General features: G+C 63.7%; 19 protein-coding genes. 7 read left to right on the top strand and 12 right to left on the bottom strand.

What is annotated here, in order from left to right; genetic code table 11:
- Positions 1-2: 2 nt before the first annotated feature.
- Positions 3-2771: a TonB-dependent receptor gene (locus MTP16_RS05815; protein ID WP_243516712.1), complete on the bottom strand. Its 2769-nt coding sequence runs from the start codon at positions 2769-2771 to the stop codon at positions 3-5.
- 42 nt (positions 2772-2813) lie between these two features.
- Complete coding sequence (locus tag MTP16_RS05810; protein WP_243516711.1) at positions 2814-3563, bottom strand: hypothetical protein; 750 nt, start codon at positions 3561-3563, stop codon at positions 2814-2816.
- A 351-nt stretch (positions 3564-3914) separates the two neighbouring features.
- Here MTP16_RS05810 and MTP16_RS05805 point away from each other — a divergent pair, with 351 nt between their 5' ends.
- From MTP16_RS05805 to MTP16_RS05795, 3 genes are all read left to right on the top strand, one after another.
- On the top strand, positions 3915-4655 hold the full coding sequence (locus tag MTP16_RS05805; RefSeq protein WP_243516709.1) for a DUF4197 domain-containing protein: 741 nt from the start codon (positions 3915-3917) through the stop codon (positions 4653-4655).
- Between the two features lie 40 nt (positions 4656-4695).
- Positions 4696-5319 (top strand): 3'-5' exonuclease, encoded by a 624-nt coding sequence (locus MTP16_RS05800; protein ID WP_243516707.1) that lies wholly within the window; start codon positions 4696-4698, stop codon positions 5317-5319.
- A gap of 64 nt (positions 5320-5383) precedes the next feature.
- A complete protein-coding gene (locus MTP16_RS05795) occupies positions 5384-6811 on the top strand; it encodes a T9SS type A sorting domain-containing protein (protein ID WP_243516705.1) in 1428 nt (475 codons plus the stop codon).
- Between the two features lie 80 nt (positions 6812-6891).
- Here MTP16_RS05795 and MTP16_RS05790 read toward each other — a convergent pair whose 3' ends face one another.
- Positions 6892-7608, bottom strand: coding sequence for a LytR/AlgR family response regulator transcription factor (locus tag MTP16_RS05790; RefSeq protein ID WP_243516703.1), 717 nt, complete (start codon positions 7606-7608; stop codon positions 6892-6894).
- A gap of 178 nt (positions 7609-7786) precedes the next feature.
- On the opposite strand from MTP16_RS05790, the gene MTP16_RS05785 reads away from it, so the two are divergent.
- The gene (locus tag MTP16_RS05785) at positions 7787-8209 is read left to right on the top strand and encodes a hypothetical protein (protein ID WP_243516701.1); all 423 of its coding nucleotides are present in this window, start codon (positions 7787-7789) and stop codon (positions 8207-8209) included.
- A gap of 15 nt (positions 8210-8224) precedes the next feature.
- On the opposite strand, the gene MTP16_RS05780 is transcribed toward MTP16_RS05785, so the two are convergent.
- Positions 8225-9601 (bottom strand): FAD-dependent oxidoreductase, encoded by a 1377-nt coding sequence (locus tag MTP16_RS05780; RefSeq protein WP_243516699.1) that lies wholly within the window; start codon positions 9599-9601, stop codon positions 8225-8227.
- A 207-nt stretch (positions 9602-9808) separates the two neighbouring features.
- On the opposite strand from MTP16_RS05780, the gene MTP16_RS05775 reads away from it, so the two are divergent.
- Positions 9809-10063 carry a hypothetical protein gene (locus MTP16_RS05775; RefSeq protein WP_243516697.1) on the top strand — a complete coding sequence of 85 codons (255 nt, stop codon included), beginning with the start codon at positions 9809-9811 and terminating at the stop codon, positions 10061-10063.
- A gap of 373 nt (positions 10064-10436) precedes the next feature.
- Positions 10437-10661: a hypothetical protein gene (locus tag MTP16_RS05770; RefSeq protein ID WP_243516695.1), complete on the top strand. Its 225-nt coding sequence runs from the start codon at positions 10437-10439 to the stop codon at positions 10659-10661.
- A gap of 12 nt (positions 10662-10673) precedes the next feature.
- On the opposite strand, the gene MTP16_RS05765 is transcribed toward MTP16_RS05770, so the two are convergent.
- From MTP16_RS05765 to MTP16_RS05740, 6 genes are all read right to left on the bottom strand, one after another.
- Entirely contained in the window at positions 10674-11279 is a 606-nt protein-coding gene (locus tag MTP16_RS05765) for an alpha-ketoglutarate-dependent dioxygenase AlkB family protein (RefSeq protein ID WP_243516693.1), read from the bottom strand.
- Between the two features lie 48 nt (positions 11280-11327).
- Positions 11328-12002, bottom strand: coding sequence for a hypothetical protein (locus MTP16_RS05760; protein WP_243516691.1), 675 nt, complete (start codon positions 12000-12002; stop codon positions 11328-11330).
- A gap of 64 nt (positions 12003-12066) precedes the next feature.
- Positions 12067-13356, bottom strand: a complete 1290-nt coding sequence (gene kynU / locus MTP16_RS05755; RefSeq protein ID WP_243516689.1) for a kynureninase — start codon at positions 13354-13356, stop codon at positions 12067-12069.
- Between the two features lie 52 nt (positions 13357-13408).
- The gene (locus tag MTP16_RS05750) at positions 13409-14704 is read right to left on the bottom strand and encodes a hypothetical protein (protein WP_243516686.1); all 1296 of its coding nucleotides are present in this window, start codon (positions 14702-14704) and stop codon (positions 13409-13411) included.
- Positions 14705-14737: 33 nt separating this feature from the next.
- A complete protein-coding gene (locus MTP16_RS05745) occupies positions 14738-15292 on the bottom strand; it encodes a hypothetical protein (RefSeq protein WP_243516685.1) in 555 nt (184 codons plus the stop codon).
- A 53-nt stretch (positions 15293-15345) separates the two neighbouring features.
- A complete protein-coding gene (locus tag MTP16_RS05740; RefSeq protein ID WP_243516684.1) occupies positions 15346-16380 on the bottom strand; it encodes an amidohydrolase family protein in 1035 nt (344 codons plus the stop codon).
- A 190-nt stretch (positions 16381-16570) separates the two neighbouring features.
- Between MTP16_RS05740 and MTP16_RS05735 the strand changes: the two genes are divergently transcribed.
- On the top strand, positions 16571-17860 hold the full coding sequence (locus tag MTP16_RS05735) for a hypothetical protein (RefSeq protein WP_243516683.1): 1290 nt from the start codon (positions 16571-16573) through the stop codon (positions 17858-17860).
- Between the two features lie 31 nt (positions 17861-17891).
- Here the strand turns inward: MTP16_RS05735 and MTP16_RS05730 are convergent, their stop codons facing one another.
- Entirely contained in the window at positions 17892-18422 is a 531-nt protein-coding gene (locus MTP16_RS05730; RefSeq protein WP_243516682.1) for a 3-hydroxyanthranilate 3,4-dioxygenase, read from the bottom strand.
- Between the two features lie 48 nt (positions 18423-18470).
- On the bottom strand, positions 18471-19217 hold the full coding sequence (locus tag MTP16_RS05725; protein WP_243516681.1) for an FkbM family methyltransferase: 747 nt from the start codon (positions 19215-19217) through the stop codon (positions 18471-18473).
- Positions 19218-19428: the final 211 nt, after the last annotated feature.

Genomic DNA, 19428 nt, shown 5'->3' with positions numbered 1-19428 from the left:
TATCAGAACTTGAAATTATACGTGATGGTGGGAATGGGATTGCCGAAAATCGACAGCTGGTAGCCCCTGATTTGCCCGCCCACCGACTTGAAATAGATGGAATAAGGGTTGTGGCGGCCGGTGAGGTTGTACACGCCCACCGTCCAGGAGCTGTGGGCCAGCTTCTTCACCTTGTGGTTGCCCTCGAGGTTCACGGCCAGGTCGATGCGGAAATAATCGGGCACGCGGTAGGCGTTGCGGTCGGAGTAGTACACGCGCTGCGAATTGCCGAGGTAGTACTTGGCCAGCGGCAGCGTGATGGGCCGCCCGGTGCTATAGGTGGCGTTGAGGGAGGTGCTGATGCGCCGGCTAAAGCGGTAGTTGCCCACCAGTGTAAAGTCGTGCGGCTTGTCGAAGTTGCTGGGGTAGTACCGGCCGCCGTTTATCATGTCGGCGGTGGTGGCCGCGTTCACCTGCACCAGCGAGCGGGAGTAGGTGTAGCCCACCCAGCCGTTGAGCTTGCCGGTAAGCTTCTTCACAAACACTTCCACGCCGTAAGCCTTGCCCGCGGCGTTGATGATGTCGGTTTCGATGTGGGGGTTGAGCACGAGCGTGGCGCCGCTCTTGTAGTCCACGAAGTCGCGCAGGGTCTTGTAGTAGGTTTCGACCGACGCCTCGATGGTGTTCGACTTGAAGTTGCGGTAGTAGCCCACCGAGTACTGGTCGCCCACCTGCGGGCGGATGTTGTTGTCGCTCAGCTTCCACACGTCCGTCGGCGACACCGAGGCCGTGTTCGTGAGCTGGTGAATGTACTGGCGCGTGCGGGTGTAGCTCGCCTTCACCGACGCCCGGTCGTTCAGCGAGTAGCGCGCCGACAGCCGGTATTCCGGCCCCTGGTACGAGGCCAGCACCTTGTTCGAGCCGTAGCGCACCGTGTCGACAACGGACGCTTCGGTGCGCGACTCGCCGGGGGCGTATTGCAGCACATTGCGCGGGCCCAGGGCCTGGAAAAAGGAGTAGCGCAGGCCCGCCGAAACCGAAAACCGGGAAGTGATGTCGAACTTATCCGACACATACAGCGCGCTTTCCAGGGCGCGCTCCTTGCTCAGCACGTCGGGCCGGATGAGCGACTGGTCGCCCCGCGGCAGGAAGCTGCCCGGCGCGATGTTGTAGAGCAGCGTGCTTCCGCCGAAGTCCACGGTGTGCCGGTTGTTGGGGTAGTACGTGAAGTCGGCCCGAGCGCCCGACTGCTCAATGGCGTATTTGAGCTGCGAGGCCGTGACCGGGTTTTGGGTCGAGGTCACGTCGTAGTCGTAGTGGCTGTAGGTGCCCGTGAGCACGCCATAGAGCCGGTTGCTGAAGTTGTGGCGCCACTTCAGGCTGGCGGCCTGGTTGCGGTAGCTGTAGGTGGTGTCGCTGGCCAGCCGAAACCGGTCGGAGCTGAAGTAGCCCGTGGCGTAGACGGTGTTCTTTTCGTTGAACTCGTGGGTGACGTGGGCCGTGACGTCGTAGAACGAGGCCGCGCTCTGCGAGAAGTTCTTGTCCGACAGCTGCTTCAGAATCCAGTCCGAGTAGCTGGCCCGGCCGCTCACAATGAACGAGCTTTTGTCTTTGAGGATGGGCCCTTCCAGCGTGAGGCGGCTGGTGAGCGGCCCGATGCCGCCCGCCCCGCCAAACTTTTTCTTGTTGCCCTCGCGCGTAGTGATGTCGAGCACCGAGGCCAGGCGCCCGCCGTACTTGGCCGGAATAGCGCTTTTATACAGCTCCACGCCCTGCAAAATGTCGGGGTTGAAGGCCGAGAAGAAGCCGAACAAGTGCGACGGGTTGTAGATGGTGGCGTCGTTGAACAGAATCAGGTTCTGGTCCGTTGCGCCGCCGCGCACGTTGAGGCCCGTGCTGCCCTCGCCCACGGTTTTCACGCCCGGCAGGGTCATGATGACGCGCAGAATGTCCGTCTCGCCAAAGGCCGTGGGCACCTGGCGCATGGTCTTGATGTCCAGCTTCTCCAGGCCCATCTGCATGCCCGAAACGTTCTTGTCCTTCTCGGCCTCAATCACCACTTCCTTGAGGGTAATGATGTCTTCTTCCACCTCAATTTCGAGCTTGCCGTTGCCGCGCAGCACCACCTGCCGCTTGGTGTTCTTGATGCCCAGGCCCCGGATTTTCAGGTCGTGGCGGCCGGCCGGCAGCGTGAGCGAATAATAGCCGAACTGGTCGGTGGTGGTCCCCAAGTTCAGGGCCTCGGCCACGATGGACGCCCCAATCACCGGCTCGCCCGATTTCAGCTCCCGAATGTGGCCCCCCAGCGTGACCTTGCCGCTGCCGCCGCCCGCGCCAATCTCGTACACCTTGTACTCGGAGGCGCTCACGAGGTGCGAGCGGGTGGAGGCCGCCGGCGCGGCGGCTTCGTCGGCCGGGACCAGGGACGCAGCCGTGGCGGGACGGGGCTGGTAGAAATCGGCGGCGGGCGCGGCCGAAATCACCGTGCCGGCGGTCACGAACACCCGGCGCTCGTCGTCGATGGCGAAGCGGAACTTCGTGTTTTGCAAGGCTTGCTGGAGCACGGCCGGCACCGGCTGGTCCTGCACCCGCAGCGTCACAAACAGGCTGTCCACGGCCGTGGGGTCGAAGTAGAACCGGTAGGCCGTCTGGGCCTCCAGCTGGCTGGCAAATTGCTCAAACAGCAGGTGGTTGAAGTCGCCGGTAATGGTTTTTTCGGCCTGCTGCCCGTAGCCGGTCAGGCTCAGCAAGAGCAGCAACAAGCCGCAACAAGTAGAATAACAGTATTTCATGTAAGGAAAGGAATGACGCTGAATAGCAGGCCGGGCCGGACCCTAGCGCGGCAGCCCGGAGTAGTAGCGGGCCAGCTCCACCGTCGAGGCTTCCAGCCGGGCCTTTTTGAAAGACAGCTTTTGCGCTTTCGCGTAGTCCTGCACCTCCTTGGCGCGGTCGGCAAAAACGCGCAGCAGCGCCGTCTTCCGGCCAATGGCGTAGTAGGTGCCGGCCTTATTAATAAACAACTGGTCTTGCGGCAAAAACTCCACGTCAATGTTGCGCTGCACAATTTGCTCCTGCAGGCGCTTCGAGCGCCGGGCCAGCACCTGCACGGTGCTGTCGAGCAGCACCTCGTAGTAGCCCGTTTGAATGACGTGGCTGTTGGCGCTATCGGCCACCAGGCGCACAAAGCGGTGATTGTTGACCGAAAACGACCGCACGTTCTCGTTGATAAGCCGCAGCGACAGCGGGCTGCGGGGCGGCGACAACACTATCTGGTCGCGCACCACGTCGTAGGTCAGCAGCAGGCCGGGAAAGTAGTGGCCGTTGTAGAACACCGCGCCCGGCTGCCTGGTGGGCTGGTCAAAAAACTGATGGCCCGTCTGGGCGTGGTAGCGCCGGGCGTAGTCAATGTATTCGGGGCCGTTGTAGAGCTGCGACGACAGCGCGAAGGACGTCGTGTACTGCTGCTGCGCCGCACCCAAGGCCGAGGCCAGCGCCGCGTTGGGGGGCGCCGTCTGGCCTGCCGCCAGGTGGGCGCACAAAGGAATGCAAAGCAGGGCCAGCCCGGCAGCGCGGTTTATTTTCATGGAAAGGAGGGAGGGTGGCGGTAAGGAGCCTCTAATCTAAGGGTTAGACGCTGTAAACTCGGGCTGAAAGCCTTGGGAAAACCAGGAGTGTAGCTCGGAATCGCGTGAAATCAGCTTTTTAGAAAAAAATAATCTCGGCTGAAAATCCCGCTGCCAGCGCCGCCCGTTGCAAACGTCCACCGGCTGCCATCGGCCCAGCCGATGGATGACCGGTTCCGGTCGTGAGAGGTTGCCTCGTGGTCGATAACGTGGGGCGGCAGGGAAAGGGGAGGGCTAGGTTTGCGTCATCCTAATTGGCTGGATAACACCCAACGCCGCATTTTATTATTCTGCCTATACCCATCTGCTTCTATGAAAAACAGATTTTTTTTGCTGCTGGCCCTCGTGCTGGGGGCCGCAACGCACGCTTCGGCCCAGATTTCCCTGCCTAAAATCGGCAACGTGAAGCTGCCCCCGCTGGGCAAAGCCGCCGGCACCGCCCCCGGCGGCGTGAGCAACGCCGAAGCTGCCAACGGCCTCAAGGAAGCCCTCATCCAGGGCATCAGCAAGGGCGCCGACCAAGCCTCCCAAACCGACGGCTTCAACCTGAACTCGCTCATTCGCATTCCATTTCCAGCCGATGCGCAGCGCGTGGCCACCAAGCTGCGCGCCCTGGGCCTGGGCAGCCAGGTTGATGCCTTTGAGCTGAGCCTCAACCGCGGGGCCGAAGACGCCGCCAAAAGTGCCAAGCCCATTTTTCTGAACGCCATCAAAAGCTTGACTTTCACGGATGTGTGGAACATCCTGAGCGGGCAGCCGGACGCGGCCACGCAGTACCTCAAACGGACCACCACCGGCCAGCTCACCACCGCGTTCCAGCCCATTATTCAGCAAAGCCTCGACAAGGTGGGCGCCACCAGGTACTACACCCAGCTCAGCACCACCTACAACCGCATTCCGCTGGTGCAGCCCGTGCAAACCGACCTCAACCAGTACGCCACCGGTAAGGCCATCGACGGCCTGTTCACGCTCATTGCCCAGGAAGAAGCCAACATCCGCCAAAACCCCGTGGCCCGCACCACCGAGCTGCTGAAAAAGGTGTTTGGCGGCTGAGTCGGCAGCGGCCGGGAGCCGTTGCCCGTACACCGGGCATATGCGCTACGTTTCCCTCGACCTCGAAACCTCCGGCTCGAACCCGCGCCGCCACCAGATTCTGGAGCTGGCCGCCGTCATTGAAGACTCGCGCCATCCCCTGCCGCTGGCCGAACTGCCCGCCTTCCGCCGCGTGGTGCGCCACCCCGAGTACGTGGGCACGGCCGGCGCCCTGGCCCTCAACGCCCGTCTGCTGCAGGAACTGGCCCAAAAGGAGCCCAATCCTGAGCTGTGCACCCCCGACGAGCTGCTGCCGCAGCTCCGGGCGTTTCTGCTGGCGCACGGCTTCCGGCCCGATGCCAAGGACTGCGTGTCGGTGACCATGGCGGGCAAAAACATCGGCGTCTTCGACCTGGGTTTTCTAAAAGAGCTGCCCGGCTACGGCACCCTCGTGCGCGCCGAGCCCGCCATGCTCGACCCGGCCGTGTTCTACCTCAATTGGCACAAAGACTCGCGCCTGCCCAGTATGCGCATCTGCAAGGCCCGCGCCCGCTTCGACGACCGCGAAGTGGCCCACGAAGCCCTGGCCGACGCCCTAGACGTGGTGCGCCTGCTGCGGCCGTTCTATCAGCTGCCGGCGTACCAGCAGGTCAGCAGTTCTACATCAGCTGCCGATAGCGAATAGAATGACAGCGCTTTGGCTGGATATTTGCGCATAGCACGGAACCCATTTTTATTTTCCTTCGGCTATGCGCAAACCCTTACTTTTTCTCCTCGGGCTATTGGGAAGTGGCGCGCTGGCGCAGGCCCAGCAGCGCGACCCCAGCTTTCACAACGCCACCTTTCAAAACGGTGCCAACGTCAGCATTTTGCGCCGGGTGGTGCCACAGGCCGACGGTAAGTACGTGGTTGGTGGGGATTTCACGGCCGTGGACGGCCACGCCACCCGCCACGTGGCCCGCATCCTGGCCGACGGCCGCCCCGATGTGAGCTTCCGCTGCCCGCAGCTGGGCAGTGGGGTTTCGGGCCTGTTGGCCGTGCAGGCCGATGGCCGGGCACTGGTGTGGGCCGACTCGGTGCGCCCGCTGGTGCGCCTGCTGCCCAGCGGCGACCCCGATGCCTCATTTGTGCTCGATACCTCGGCGGCGTTGGGCACGCGCCTGCGCCGGGCGGGCGCCACGGTTTTCGTGCAGGCCGATGGCAAGCTGGTGGTGACCGGCCAGCAAACCTTGGTGCGCCTGAACAGCGACGGCAGCCGCGACACGGGTTTTCAAAGCCCGGCCCTGAGCGCCGACATGTACGTGAAAGCCGTGAGCCTGGAGCCCACAGGCGGCTTCACCTACGTCACGTCTTCGCCGGAACTCAACAACCGGGTCACCACTGGCCGCATCAGCGCCACTGGCGCGCCCGATGCCAGCTTCGTGGCCCAGACGCTCAACCGGTCCGATGTGAACTGCCTGCTGCGGCTGGCCGACGGGCGCTACTTGCTGGGCGGCATCTTCGACTACGGAGGCAGCATTCCCAGCCTGCTCCGGCTGTTGCCCAACGGCACCATCGACAGCAGCTTGCAGTCGTATCAGATGGGCTACCCCGTCTATACCAATTTCCCGACCGGCCCGGTGACCAGACTGGTCGAGCAAGCGGATGGCCTTGTTCTGGCGGCGGGTACCTTGAATGCGGCAAATGCCCGGGGTGGCCCGGCGCCGCTGGTGCGTTGCGTAGCCAGCGGCCAACCCGATACGACCCTCAATGCGCATTACATCAGTCGGTTCCGCACCATGCCGGTCATCAACTATACCTACAACACCGCCCGGGTAATCGATATGCGGGTTGAAGCCAGCGGCAAAATCATCGTTGCCGGCTTGTTTGAGCAGGTGGGCGGGCAGCCCAGTTCCGGCCTTACCCGCCTGCTGGCGGCCCAGCCGCTGGCGTCCAAATCGGCGCACGAGGCCGCCGTGCAGCTCTGGCCCAACCCGGCCCGCGAACAGCTGGAACTGCGCTTTGAGGCGGCGCCGCCACGCCGGGTGGCCCTGCTCGAGGCCACGGGGCGCACGGTACTGGCTGTAGCCGGAGCACCGGCCCTCACACTGCGCACGGCCGGCCTGGCCCGCGGGCTCTACGTCCTGCGCCTCGACTACGACGGCCGCACCGCCAGTCAGCGCGTGGTTTTGGAGTAATTCCAAGGGGCTGTTTACGGTCATGAAAAAGGCGAGGCGCTACCGTAGCGCCTCGCCTTTTCGGCTTAAAAAGCGAGAGCTTAAATCCGCTGCAAACCCTTGTAGAAGCCTTCCTGGTACGACTTGCCGATGGGCACGAAGTGGCCGCCGCGCAGGTTGGCGGTGTTGTCTTCGATGGACTCGATGTGCTGCGTATTCAATAGGTAGCTGCGGTGCACCCGAATGAAATTCGGGAAGGAAGCCAGCCGGGTTTCAAGGGCCTTGAGTGTGGTGTAAACGATGTATTTCTGCTTGGCCGTCACGATGTTGACGTAATCAGACAACGCTTCCACGTACAGCACCTCGTCGAAGTTGATGCGCACCATGCGGCTGTTCACCTTCACAAACAGGTCGGTGTTGGCGGGAGCCTCGGCGGCAGCCGCGACGGCCGGGCCGTTTTGGCCGGCGCGCGACTGCACCCGCTGCACGGCCTGCGTGAAGCGCGCAAACTCGAAGGGCTTCACCAGGTAGTCCGTCACGCGCAGCTCGAAGGCGTCGACGGCAAAATCCTGGCGGGCCGTGGTGATGATGACTTCGGGCGGGTCGGAGAGCACGCGCAACAGCTCCAGGCCGCTGAGGTGGGGCATCTCAATGTCGAGAAACAGCACGTCGACCTTGTTGCCCTCGCGGAAGAAGGTGAGGCCGGCAATGCCGTCGCCCAGCGAGGCCACCAGTTTCAAGTTGGGCGTGAGCTCGATGTAGTGTTCCAGGGTCAGACGATTGATTTCATCATCGTCAATGATGGCGCATGTTAACATAGACAGAAGAAAGGACGGGCAAGGCGGTACGTTCGCCGGTATAAAGTAACAACTCGCAGAGGAAAAGCCGACGACCGTCTACCAACGAAAGCGCCATCGGGCCTTCGTGAATAGTTTTGATACCTGCAAATGACACAGAATGAGTTCGATGATGGAGCTTGTTCTTCGGCTTTATTAGATGATGTTGAAGTTACGCTTCCCGGTCCTGCTCGGATTGGTCTTGATAGGCAATGCCTTAACTGCCCGCGCCAGCCACCGCCCCCGGCCCCTGACAACCGCCGAAACCGAGGCGCGCAACGAAACGCCGGAGCCCGGCCTGTCGGGCCAGGTACGGAAGGCGCACCGCATCACCCGCCTCCTGGCCCAGGCCCTCGCCCTGAGCGCCGACCAGCAGCACGCCGTCGAAGCTTTCACTGCTGCCGAGCGCCGGGCGCTGGCCCTGGCGCCCACCGCAGCCGATGCGGGCGAGGCCCAGCGCGCGTACCGCCTGGCGGTGCACCACGTGCTCGACGCGCGCCAGCTCACCAGCTACGAGGAATTGTGCCGGCGCTTGGCCGGCACCGCGCAGGCCCTCGACGGCAGCGAGCTGGCCGTGCGCTAGCCCGCGCAGCGGCTACTACTTTTCGGCCATTTCCTGTTGCACCAGCGCTTGCACGGCGGGCTGGTCGTAGTCGGCTTCGGCCTGAATGTGGGGCATGAGGCGGGCCATGATGGCGTCCTGCCGCTGGCCGGCGGCCCAGGCTTCGGCATAGGGCGTGTGCGAAAACGTGACCTGCGAGTAGAGCGGCGTCCAGCGGCCGGGGTACTGAGCCGATATTTTAGCCTCAATCTTCTTCTGCAGCAGGAAGCGCGGGTCGGCCACCCGGTCGCGCATCTCCACGAAGTTGTACACGGCCAGGTCGGCCATGGCGTCGGTGTTGGGCTTGCGCTGCTGCTGGAATTCGGCGAAAATGGTGGGCCAGGCCGCGTCGCCGTGCCGGTCGAGCAGCTCGTTGAGCACGCTACAATCCTCAAAGCCCGCGTTCATGCCCTGCCCGTAGAAGGGCACAATGGCGTGCGAGGCGTCGCCGAGCAGCAGCACGTCATCATCGAACTTCCACGGGAAGCAGCGGATGGTGACCAGCGAGCCCGTGGGGTGCTCGAAAAACTCCTGCTCCAAATCCGGCATCAGCGGCACGGCGTCGGGAAACACGCGGTTGAAAAAGGCCGTCACGTCGGCCGGCGTTTGCAGGGCCGCGAAGCTCTCGGCACCTTCGTAGGGGAAGAACAAAGTGCCGTTGAAGGAGCCGTCGAGGTTGGGCAGCGCAATCATCAGGTACTGCCCGCGGGGCCAGATGTGCAGCGCGTTCTTCTCCAACTGCCAGCTGCCGCCGGGGCCGGCCGCAATGGTCAGCTCCTTGTAGCCATAGTCAAGGTAGTCCTGCGAATAGTCGAACCGTTCCTGCCGCTGCAGGGCCCCGCGCACGGCCGAAAAGGCCCCGTCGGTGCCAAACAGGCGCGTGTAGGGCGCGCTGTGCTCGGCTTGGGTGGCCGTGTCGCGCAGGTGCAGCTCCTGCTTTTTCAGGTCGATGCCCAGGCACTGCTGGCCGAATTGCAACCGCACGTTGGGTTGCTGCTCAGCCAGGTCGAGCAGGCGGCGGTTGAGGTGGCCACGGTTCACCGAGTAAATGGCCTGGCCGTCCTGGCCGTAGGGCTGGCGGGTGAGGTTGCCCTGCACGTCGTGCATCACGCGGCCGCTCATCGGAATGCCCACCTCGCGGATGTCGTCGGCCACGCCCACCCCTTCGAGGGCGCGCCAGCCGCGGTCGGAGAGGGCCAAGTTGATGGAGCGGCCTTCCTGGAAGCCCGCGCGGCGCGGGTCGGCCCGCCGCTCAAACACCTGCACCGGGTGGCCCCGCCGGGCCAGGTAGAGGGACAACAGCGAACCGACCAGGCCGGCCCCCATCACGGTGAGCGGCTCGGCAGCGGGCAACAACGGCATTTCAGCAGCCATAAAACGGGAAGAGAAAAGGGTGGAGCGCCCCCAAAGGGCGGGTGGGAGGCGAAACTACTACCCTTCCGCCCTTTGCCGGCTGAGGCGATGCTTCCGCCGCCGCTTTAGTTGTACTCATCGCCCATTCGATATGACTAGTCGTAAAAATTTCAGCCCAGGCAACCGGCACAGGACCTTTGTCGAATTAGAACTAAATCACCATTGGCTATGACTCATTTTCGTTTTCGCTACAAGTGCATGAGCTACCGGCGCTGGCGCTGCCGGGCCAGCCGCCGCCGTACTCAGCAGGTGATGGCGTCACTGGCCCTTACCGATTTTGCGCCCAGCGCACCGGCCTGGCGCCGCCGGCTGCCCGCGCCCGCGCTGCCTGTAGCCACCCCCATGGCGCTACGGGTAGGCAACTACGTGGTGAGCGAAGAAGGCGACCTGCAGCTATACGGGCACCCAGACATTCGGTATTAGTAGCATATCGGGAGGATTTATCAGAGCGGGCCCGAATTCGGCACGCCAGTGAACATGTAAAAAGTGTAGTTATCAAACGTACGTTTCTTTGCTTCTACCCACCTCCTGGCTGGTTTCTACCATTGCAATAGCCAGCTAGCTACTCCACTGCCCTAGGCAGGCTCTTCTGCTAAATGGCGGCTATCAGCGTCTTGCCTCAGGCAGCAAGCTGGCCGTCACCCACCGCAACCCCGCGCATAGCGCCCCTGCTTCCGCAATGGCGGCTGGCCCTGCCGGCGCGGCCCGGGCTTGGTACGTTCCTTGTAAAAGGCGTCGCTGCTATGCAAGTCGCTGAATACGGCTGAGGTTTCCTTCCACATCATCCCATTCATTGATGCCCCGCAAACCATCACTTAAAAAGTCTAAAACCGCTCCGGCAAAGCCGGTAACCAACGAGGCGGCCTTCGACGCTCCGACCACCCCCGCGCCAGAACCAACCGAAGCTGGTTTGGATATGAAAGCCGGCTCCGAGGCTGCCCCCACTTTCCGGGTCGGCGATTATGAAGTGGGCGACGGCTATTTCTCAGAACTGAGCGGGCACCCCGACATTCTGTATTGAGTTAGTCCTGTGCTACTTGCCAGCCCCGCTGCCCGCCACCCACCGGAAGGTCAGGTTCAGGCGCGGGCCCAGGGGGCGGGTGGTTTTGGGCAGGGCGTGCTGCCAGTGCTGCTGCGTGGGGCCGCGCATGAGCAGCAGGCTGCCCGTGGGTAAATCGAGCGATACGGGCGGGTGCACGAGTCCGGCGCGGGGCCGCAGCCGGAAGCGGCGCAGGGCGCCCAGGCTGAGCGAGGCAATGACCGGAGTCGGGCCCAGCTCGGGCTCGTCGTCGGCGTGCCAGCCCATGCTGTCGCGGCCGTCGCGGTACAGGTTCAGCAGCACGCTGTTGAAGCGGGCGTTGGTGGCGGCTTCCACGCGCTGGCGCAGGGCCTGCAGGGCGGGCGTCCAGGGACGGGGCTCCCAGGCAAGGTTGGAGTACGTGTAGCGGGCTTCGGCGTCGCCGTACCAGGCCGTGAGCCGCGGCTGCGGAAATTCCTGCCCAAACAGCCGGATGCTGCGCTGCTCCCAGGCCGTTTCGGCGTTCAGGCTGGCCAGTAGGGCCGCGGCCGCGGCTTCGGGCAGGAAATCGGCGTCAAACAACAGCTCGGCGCCGGGCAGCGGAATGGGAAGCAGCGACATTCTTTTGATGAAAACGAAGCGGAAGCCGGGCGGCCGGTTGCAGCGGCCTTACTTCTGCATCATCTTCTCCAGCTTCTGCCGCTCTTTGGGCGGCAGGAAGGAGATGACCTTCAGAGCACCCCAGGCAAAGACGAAATAAATGAGCACGGGCAGCAGAATGCTGCGGCTGCGGTAGCTGATTGGGCCCACGTAGCGCGGCCACACCCACAGCCCGTAGAGCAGTGCCGCCGGAATGTTAAACAACAGCCCGCCCAGCACGGGGTTGATGCCCACGGCCGCCAGCAGCGGCCCCAGCAGGAAGCTCCCCGCTACCAGATACGCCACAATGAACAGCAGCAAGCCCAGCATGGCGCCTTTCTTGCCCAGGCGATACAGATTGATGCTCAGCAGGATGCCTCCCATTATCATGGTGAATAACAGGGAAAACAGCACGATGGCCGACTGCGAGTACAGCACCGGGCCGCTGGGCTCGTCGTCGGCTTCGGCCGGGGGGGCGTTGCGCTGGCGCTCGGCTTCCAGGGCGGCTTCGCGGGTAGCCTGCGCAGCGGCGCCAGCTTCGAGGGCGGGGCGCAGGGCGGCTTCCTCGGCCGCGGGCTGGCCGCGGCGGCGCAGCTCGTCGAGGGCGGCGAGCACGGCGGCCTCGCGGTACTGGACATGGCCGGTCACGTATTCGCGCAGGGCCGCATCAGTCTTGAGCAGCATCTTGGCGGCGTAATCTTCCATCTTTTCAGTTAACGATAAGTAGTGAGCAATTGACCAGCGGGGAAATTAAGTGCAGCAACCGCTGCTAATTATTAACGGCCAACTGTTCACTAAAGAAGCGTGCCAGCGCTTCGCCCACCCGGTCTACGTCCTCAAACGAATTATAGAGCGGCACGGGTGCCAGGCGGATGACGTTGGGCTCGCGCCAGTCGGCGATGATGCCCTGGTCGGCAAGGAAGTCGAACAACTCGCGCCCGCGCTCGTGCACCAGCACCGAGAGCTGGCAGCCGCGTTGGGCGGGGTCTTGGGGCGTGATGATTTCAAGCTTGCTGGCGGGCAAGTTCAAGCCGTGAATCAGGCTTTCGAGGCGAGCAGTAAGCTGCTCGCTCTTGCGACGCAAAGCGGGCATGCCGCCGGCGCGGTCCACAATTTCGAGGCTGGCGCGGTGAATGGCCATCGGGAAAATCTGGGCGTTGGACAGCTGCCAGCCGGCCGCGCCGGGCATGGGGCGGAAGCCTTTTTTCATCTGGAAGCGCACGCTGGGGTCGTGGCCCCACCAGCCGGCCAGGCGCACGAGGTCGGGACGATTCGCAAACCGCTCGTGCACGAACACGCCGGAGGTGCCGCCGGGGCCCGAGTTCAGGTATTTATAGGTACACCAGCAGGCAAAGTCCACGTCCCAGTCGTGCAGCTGCAGGTGCAGGTTGCCGGCGGCGTGGGCCAGGTCGAAGCCCACGTAGGCGCCCACGGCGTGGCCGGCTCGGGCAATGGCGGCCATGTCGAAGGCCTGCCCGGTGTAGTAGTTCACGCCGCCGATGAGGACGGTGGCCAGCGAGTCGCCCAGCCCGGCAATGGTGGCTTCGATGTCTTCGGTGCGCAGGGTATGTTCGCCGGGGCGCGGCACCAGCTCCACAATGGCGTCGGCGGGGTCGAGGCCGTGCAGGCGGGCCTGGCTTTCGATGGCGTACTGGTCGGAAGGAAAGGCCCCGCCTTCCATCAGAATCTTGTAGCGCGTGGCCGTGGGGCGGTAAAACGACACCAGCAGCAGGTGCAGGTTCACCGTCAGGTTGTTCATCACCACCACTTCAAGGGGCTTGGCCCCCACCAGCCGGGCCGAAGCCTCCGTGAGGGTTTCGTGGAAGTGCATCCAGAACGAAGGCGCCTCGAAGTGGCCCTCCACGCCCAGCCGCGCCCAGGTGTCGAACTCGGTTTCGACGGCCGCACGGGCGGCTTTGGGCATCAGGCCCAGCGAGTTGCCGCAGAAGTAGGCCACCGGGCGGCCATCGGGGCCGGGCGGCAGGTGAAATTCCTGGCGGAAGGAAGCCAGCGGGTCGGTGGCGTCGAGGGCGGGGGCGGGGAAGAGGGCAGTGTGCATGGGCGGCAAAGATAACCGCGTCGGCCCCGGTGGCCGTGGTCTGCCAGGCGCGTTATTGCACCACGTAATATTGCAGGAAGCACTCCAGCAGGTGCAGCTGCACCACCAGATTGAAGACGTACAGCAGCATGCTCACCTCGCGCTGCCAGCGAAACTGCCGCAGCGTGAGGTAGGCAAACAAATAAGCGGTGACCAACCCGAAGTACCACAGCGCCTGGCCGCGGGTGAAGTTATCGAAGGCGAGGGTGTAGGCGCCGAACACCTGCCACAGGGCCAGCGTAGCGGCCAGGATGTAGAGGTAGTAGCGCCGGGGCCACGCGGGCTGGGTACCAAGGTACCACACCAGCACCACGAAAAAAGGCGTGGCCAGCACGTAGCGGGCAAAGTTCCAGATGCTGCCGCCCTGATACGAAAGCAGGTATAAGGTGACGCTGACGCAGTAGCCCAAGGCAAAAACCACCACCGGCGGCACGGCCGGCAGGGGGCGCTTGTTGCGCTGCAGCCAGCGCAGCGCCAGCCAGCAACAGGCACAAATGGCCATTACCCCGGTCCAGAGCGCCAGCGCATCCAGCCACAGCACGTTGATGCCCGACGGCGTGTTGAGCGGAAACTCCGGCCAGCGCAAATGCCGCCCCCAAAACGCCTGCGCTTTCACAAAAGCAAAAGGCTCGCCCACCTGATACCACTGAATGAACGCGACCACGCCTATCGACAACCCGTTGGCCAGCAAGCCCAAGCCTCCCCACAGCGCCGCGCGCCGGGCCTGGCCCGGCTGAGCGGCCCATAGCAGCGCCATGAACAGCAACGCGGGCAAAAATAACGTGCTGGCCGAACGCGTGAGGCCGGCCCCCAGCAAGCCCAGCAGCCACCAGCTCATGCGCTGGCGGTGCAGGCCCAGCACCAGCAGCGTAGAAAACACAAAAAACAGCGCCTCGGTGTACGGAATTACCATAAACAGCAGCACCGGCGTAGAGAGCAGAAGCAGGGTCCAGCGCGCGGGCAGGCGCAACTGCTGGGCCAGGCAGCCAAACGCCACCACAAACAGGCCGTAATTCAGCATGCCCATGTGCAGGTTGTTTAGGTGCGTCCAGCGCCAGACATAGGGGAAGAGCGGAAAAAAAGCCGTCGGGCTCATGCCCGTGTCCGAGTAGGTGTAGCCGCCGTCCCGGATGAGGGTGTACCATTGCACGTCCCAGCGGGCAACGTTGGCGTCGTCGGGCAGGTAGCGGATGACGCCAAAACAGTACAGCGCCGAGGCCAGCGCGGTGAGCAGCAGCAGGTGAACCCCCACGGCGGCCACGGCGGGATAACGCTTCAGAAAGGAAAACGAAGAGGAGAATGACGACACGAAATGGGTGCGAATGCCTATGGAGGTGAAGAATTAGCGCAGGGCTTCCAGGGTCATGTCGTCGAAGTATTTGGCCGCCCCGCGTTCGGGGCACCACACCGATACCCACACTTCGTCGGTGGGGTCGAGGTCGGAAGGCAGGTCGATGGTTTTGGTAATGGGCTCCCATTTCTGGTAGCGCCGCACCACGCCGTCGATGTTCAGGCCCTGCCACACGGGCGGGCGGCGGCCGTGGCAGCGCACCTCCACCACCACCACCGTGGAGCGAATGAGGCCGCTGGTGAGGTAGGTCCAGCCCTGCAGGCGCAGCCGCGAGGGTACAAAGCCGCCCTTCCCCAGCGTGGTGTGGTAAACGAACCCGTATTCCACGCCTTCGCCTACCCCGCAGGAAAACCGGCCCGAGTGCGCCTGGTCGGTAGAGATGAAAGCGGGCTGGGGGAGGCCCCAGGCATCAAACTGCTCAAAATCAGAGTCGAGCAACAGAAAAGAGTCGGGCTCTTGCTGGGAGCGGCAGCCCGAAAACAGGCCCAGCACCGCCACGAACACCAGTAATCGTGCCGACAAGAAAGGCCGGGTATAAGTACGCATAAAGTCTATTAGAAAGGGGAAACGAGGAAAGTCTACGGCCGGAGCTGGCTGTTTCAGCGGTGGGCGGCAAGGCCAGCCGCGGCGGCAAACCGCTCGGCCGCCAGGCCCAGCCAGTCCAGCGCGTTCTGGCCCAGCATGCGCGCCTTGATGTCGTCCGAAAACGGCATCGACTTGATGAGCTGGCCCGGCTCCAGCTCGCCCAGCGGAAACGGGTAGTCGGTGCCGAGCGTGATTTTGTCGGCGCCCAAGGTCTTCACCAGGTAGTCGAGCATCAGCGGGTCGTGCACCAGCGAGTCGACCCAGAACTTGCCTAGGTACTTGCGCGGGTTGTGCGGGTTGTCGATGGCGCAAAGGTCGGGGCGCACCTGCCAGCCATGCTCGATGCGGCCAATGGTGCTGGCAAACGAGCCCCCGCCGTGGGCCACGGCCACGCGCAGGTTGGGCAGCCGCTCCAGCACCCCGCCGAAGATGAGCGAACACAGGGCCAAGGTGCTTTCGGCGGGCATGCCCACCAGCCAGGGCAGCCAGTATTTGGGCATTTTGCCCTGGGCCATCATGTCCCAGGGATGCACAAACACGCAGGCGCCCAGCTCCTCGGCCGCCGCGAAAACCTCAAATAGCTCGGGCGCGTCGAGGTTCCAGTCGTTCACGTGCGAGCCAATCTGCACGCCCGCCAGCCCGATTTTCATGCAGCGCTCCAGCTCCCGGATGGCCAGCTGGGGTGCCTGCATCGGAATGGTGCCCAGGCCCACGAAGCGGGTGGGATAGCGGCGCACCACGTCGGCAATGTGGTCGTTCAGCAGCTGGCTCAAATCCAGGCAGTCGAGCGGCTGGGCCCAGTAGCTGAACATGACGGGCACCGTGCTCAGCACCTGCACCTGCACGCCAAACTGGTCGTACTCGCGCAGGCGCACGGCTGGGTCCCAGCAGTTGTCCTGCACCTCACGGAAAAACTTGTCGTCCTGCATCATGCGGGCGCAGCAGGGCTTGTGGTGGTCCAGCCGGATGAAGCCGCCGTAGCCGTACCGCTCCTTGAGGTCGGGCCAGCGCTCGGGCAGAATGTGGGTGTGAATGTCGATGGAAAGCACGGGGTGGGCGGCTAAAACGGAGGAGTAAGCCGCAAACCGGCTTGCCAGTGCGAAGCTACAGCGCCGACGGGCCAATGCCCTAAGGCTCCGGCTCGATAAGCGCCGCATGGGCCCTGCGATTGAAAATACGACACCCAGCGCCGGGCCCTAAACGCGGGCGTAGTTTTGCCCTGTTCATATAAAGCCCCTCATGCGCTATTTACCCTGGCTGCTGGTTTATGTCTTGGTTGTTCAGATGAGCCTGGACCGGCACCGCAATACGGCGCTCAACGATTTTCACAACGAGGTATCGGGCGACAAAGGCGGCTACGTGGTGTATTTGCCGGCCGCTTTTTGCTACCAGTTCGAAGCGCGGCGCTTCCCGGCCGACCTCGACAAAACCCTGGGTGGCGGCTTCGCGCTGAACCGCGCCACCAACATCGTCGAAACCAAATACCCCTACGGCACGGCGCTGCTGCAAGCACCGTTCTGGGCCGTGGCGCAAGCCCTGAGCGCCGATAAAAGCGGGTTCTCGACGGCCGTGCGCAAGAGCATCGACGTGGCCGGCGCCACCTACCTGGTGGCCGGGCTGATGCTGCTCGCCGCCACCCTGCGCCGCCGCTTCGCCTGGTGGGTGGTGGTGCCCACACTGGCCCTGCTGCTCTACGGCACCAACCTGCTGTACTACGGCGCCATCGAAACGGGCATGTCGCACGTCTATTCCTTCTTCGCGTTTGCGCTGCTGCTGTGGCTGCTGGGCCGGGCCCACGTGGCCGAGTGGTGCCACCTGGGGGCCGGCCGGGGCCGCGAGGTACTGGCGGTGGCGGCCACGCTGGGGCTCATCGCCGCGCTGCGGCCTTTCAATCTGGTGCTGGCGGCGCCCCTGCTGCTGTGGCCCGCGCAGCCCACCGAAGCCCTGGCCGCCCGGCTGCGCGGGCTGTTGCACTGGCGCACCGTGGGCACGGTGGTGGCCGTGATGGCGGTGTTTTGGCTGCCGCAAATGCTTTACTACCACTACGCCTATGGCAGCTACTGGGTGTATAGCTACGGCCAGGAGGGCTTTCCCTACGCGCTGACGCCACGGCTGGCCGAGGTGTGGTTTGCGCCCAACAACGGTGCGTTTCTCTACAACCCGCTGCTGCTGTTGATACTAGGGCCGGGCGTGTGGCTGCTGGGGTGGGGGCGTTCCTGGTGGTGGGCCGGCCTGGCGGCCCTGCTGTGGGGGCTGGCCTCTTACCTGTATGCGGCTTGGTGGGCCTACACGCTGGGCTGCGGCTACGGTGGCCGGGGCTTTGTGGAATTGTACCCCGTGCTGGCTTGGCCGCTGGCCGCCCTCACCGAAAACGTGCTGGTGCGGCGGCGCTGGCTGGTGGCGGCGCTGTGCCTTGTGCTGGTGAATTACAACTGGCGCCTGATGAACAACTTCGACCGCTGCTTCTACAACAAGGGCGACTGGGACTGGCCCGCCTACCGCACCCTGCTAAACCGGCCGCCTGCCTAACCCTTAGCCGGCCGGCGCTACCCGGCCGGCGCTACCCGGCCGGGGGCGGCGCGGGGGCTTCCATGTAGGTGCCGCAGTTTTTGCAGGTGCGCAGCTCGTCGTTGGCCCAGAAGCGGTTCATGATGGGCGGCAACTGGGCCACGATGTCGGTAATTTCGGCAAACTCCTCGTAGAGCTTGTGGCCGCAGTTTTCGCAGTACCACTGGAAGCCGTCGAGCTCGCCGCCTTCGCGGTAGCGCTCCAGCACCAGCCCCACGGTGCCGGCCGGCCGGCGCGGCGAGTGCGGCACATTAGGCGGCAGCAGAAACATCTCGCCCGGCCCGATGGTGATGTCGACGGGCTGGCCGTCTTCAATGATTTTGACGGTCATCGTGCCTTCCACCTGCCAAAACAGCTCCTCGCCGGCGTCCACGTGGTAGTCTTTGCGGGCGTTGGGGCCGCCCACCACCATCACAATGAAGTCCTTGTTGTCTTTGAACACCTGCTGGTTGCCCACCGGGGGCTTCAGCAAATGGCGGTGTTCGTCAATCCACTTTTGAAAGTTGAAGGGGCGGGTTATCATGGGTGGGCGGGGGAGAAGGTGAATGACAACGGGGCCGGGGCCCGGGCATCAGCCTTTGGGGGCGGTTTCGGCGGGGTAGGCAATAAAGTAATAGTTCAGCCCCTTTTCAAACTGCTGCACCAGCTCGGTGCGGCTAAAGGCCGGGCGCCCCGCCAGCCAGCGCGCCATGGTGGAGATGCGCATGTTCAGGTCGGGGGCCGTGAGCAGGTCGTAAATCTGCTCGGGGCGGGTGCCGTAGTAGTCGGAAGCCCCCAGGCCGTGCTCGAACACGATGACGGGGCGGCTGGCCGCAATGATGCCCGTAGCGCCTTGCAGCACTTCCAGCTCGGCGCCTTCCACGTCAATCTTGATAAGGTCGACGCGGGTGCCCGCGGGCAGCACCGTGTCGAGGCGCTCTTTGCGCACGGTGATGAGGGTGTCTTCTTCGTGGGCCCGGTCGTACTTGCGCTTCACAAAGCCGCTGTAGGCCGGGTTGCTCACCACGTAGTTGAACGAGGTTTCGCCGGGGGCATTGCTCAGGCCCAGCTGGTAAAAGTGGCAGTTGGGCCGGTTTGCAAAGTTGATTTCCAGGTTCTTAAATAGGTCCGGAATGGGCTCGAAGCCGTAGTGCTGGCCCTGGGGGGCGTAGCGCAACATCAGCTCCAGCACTTCGCCCTTGTGGCACCCCACGTCCACGCAGTTGGCGGTGGGGTGCAGCACCTTGCGCATCACCCGTTGCGTGTCCCGGTCGTACTGCTGGTTTTTGGTGAAGGCAATGGGCAGGCTTTTCAGCAGTTTTTTCAGGAGTTCCTTCATAAATAAGGTAAGCGGCCGCTGGCGCACAGGCAGCAGAACCGCTCAAATTAGCCGGGTCTGGGGAGAAATGGGACCGGTAAATATACTAGCTCCTCTGCTTGTGCCCGGTCCTGGGAAGGCATCCCCGTGCTGGTAGCTACTTTTAGCGCATGGATTCTCTTTCTTCGCTCCGTTGGAGCCCGCCGACCAGCGGTGCCCAATGGGCCGCTGC

This window comes from Hymenobacter monticola (assembly GCF_022811645.1).
Lineage (GTDB): Bacteria > Bacteroidota > Bacteroidia > Cytophagales > Hymenobacteraceae > Hymenobacter > Hymenobacter monticola.
The sequence above is the reverse complement of the archived record's forward strand: the minus strand, read 5'-3'. Positions and strand labels throughout refer to the sequence as shown.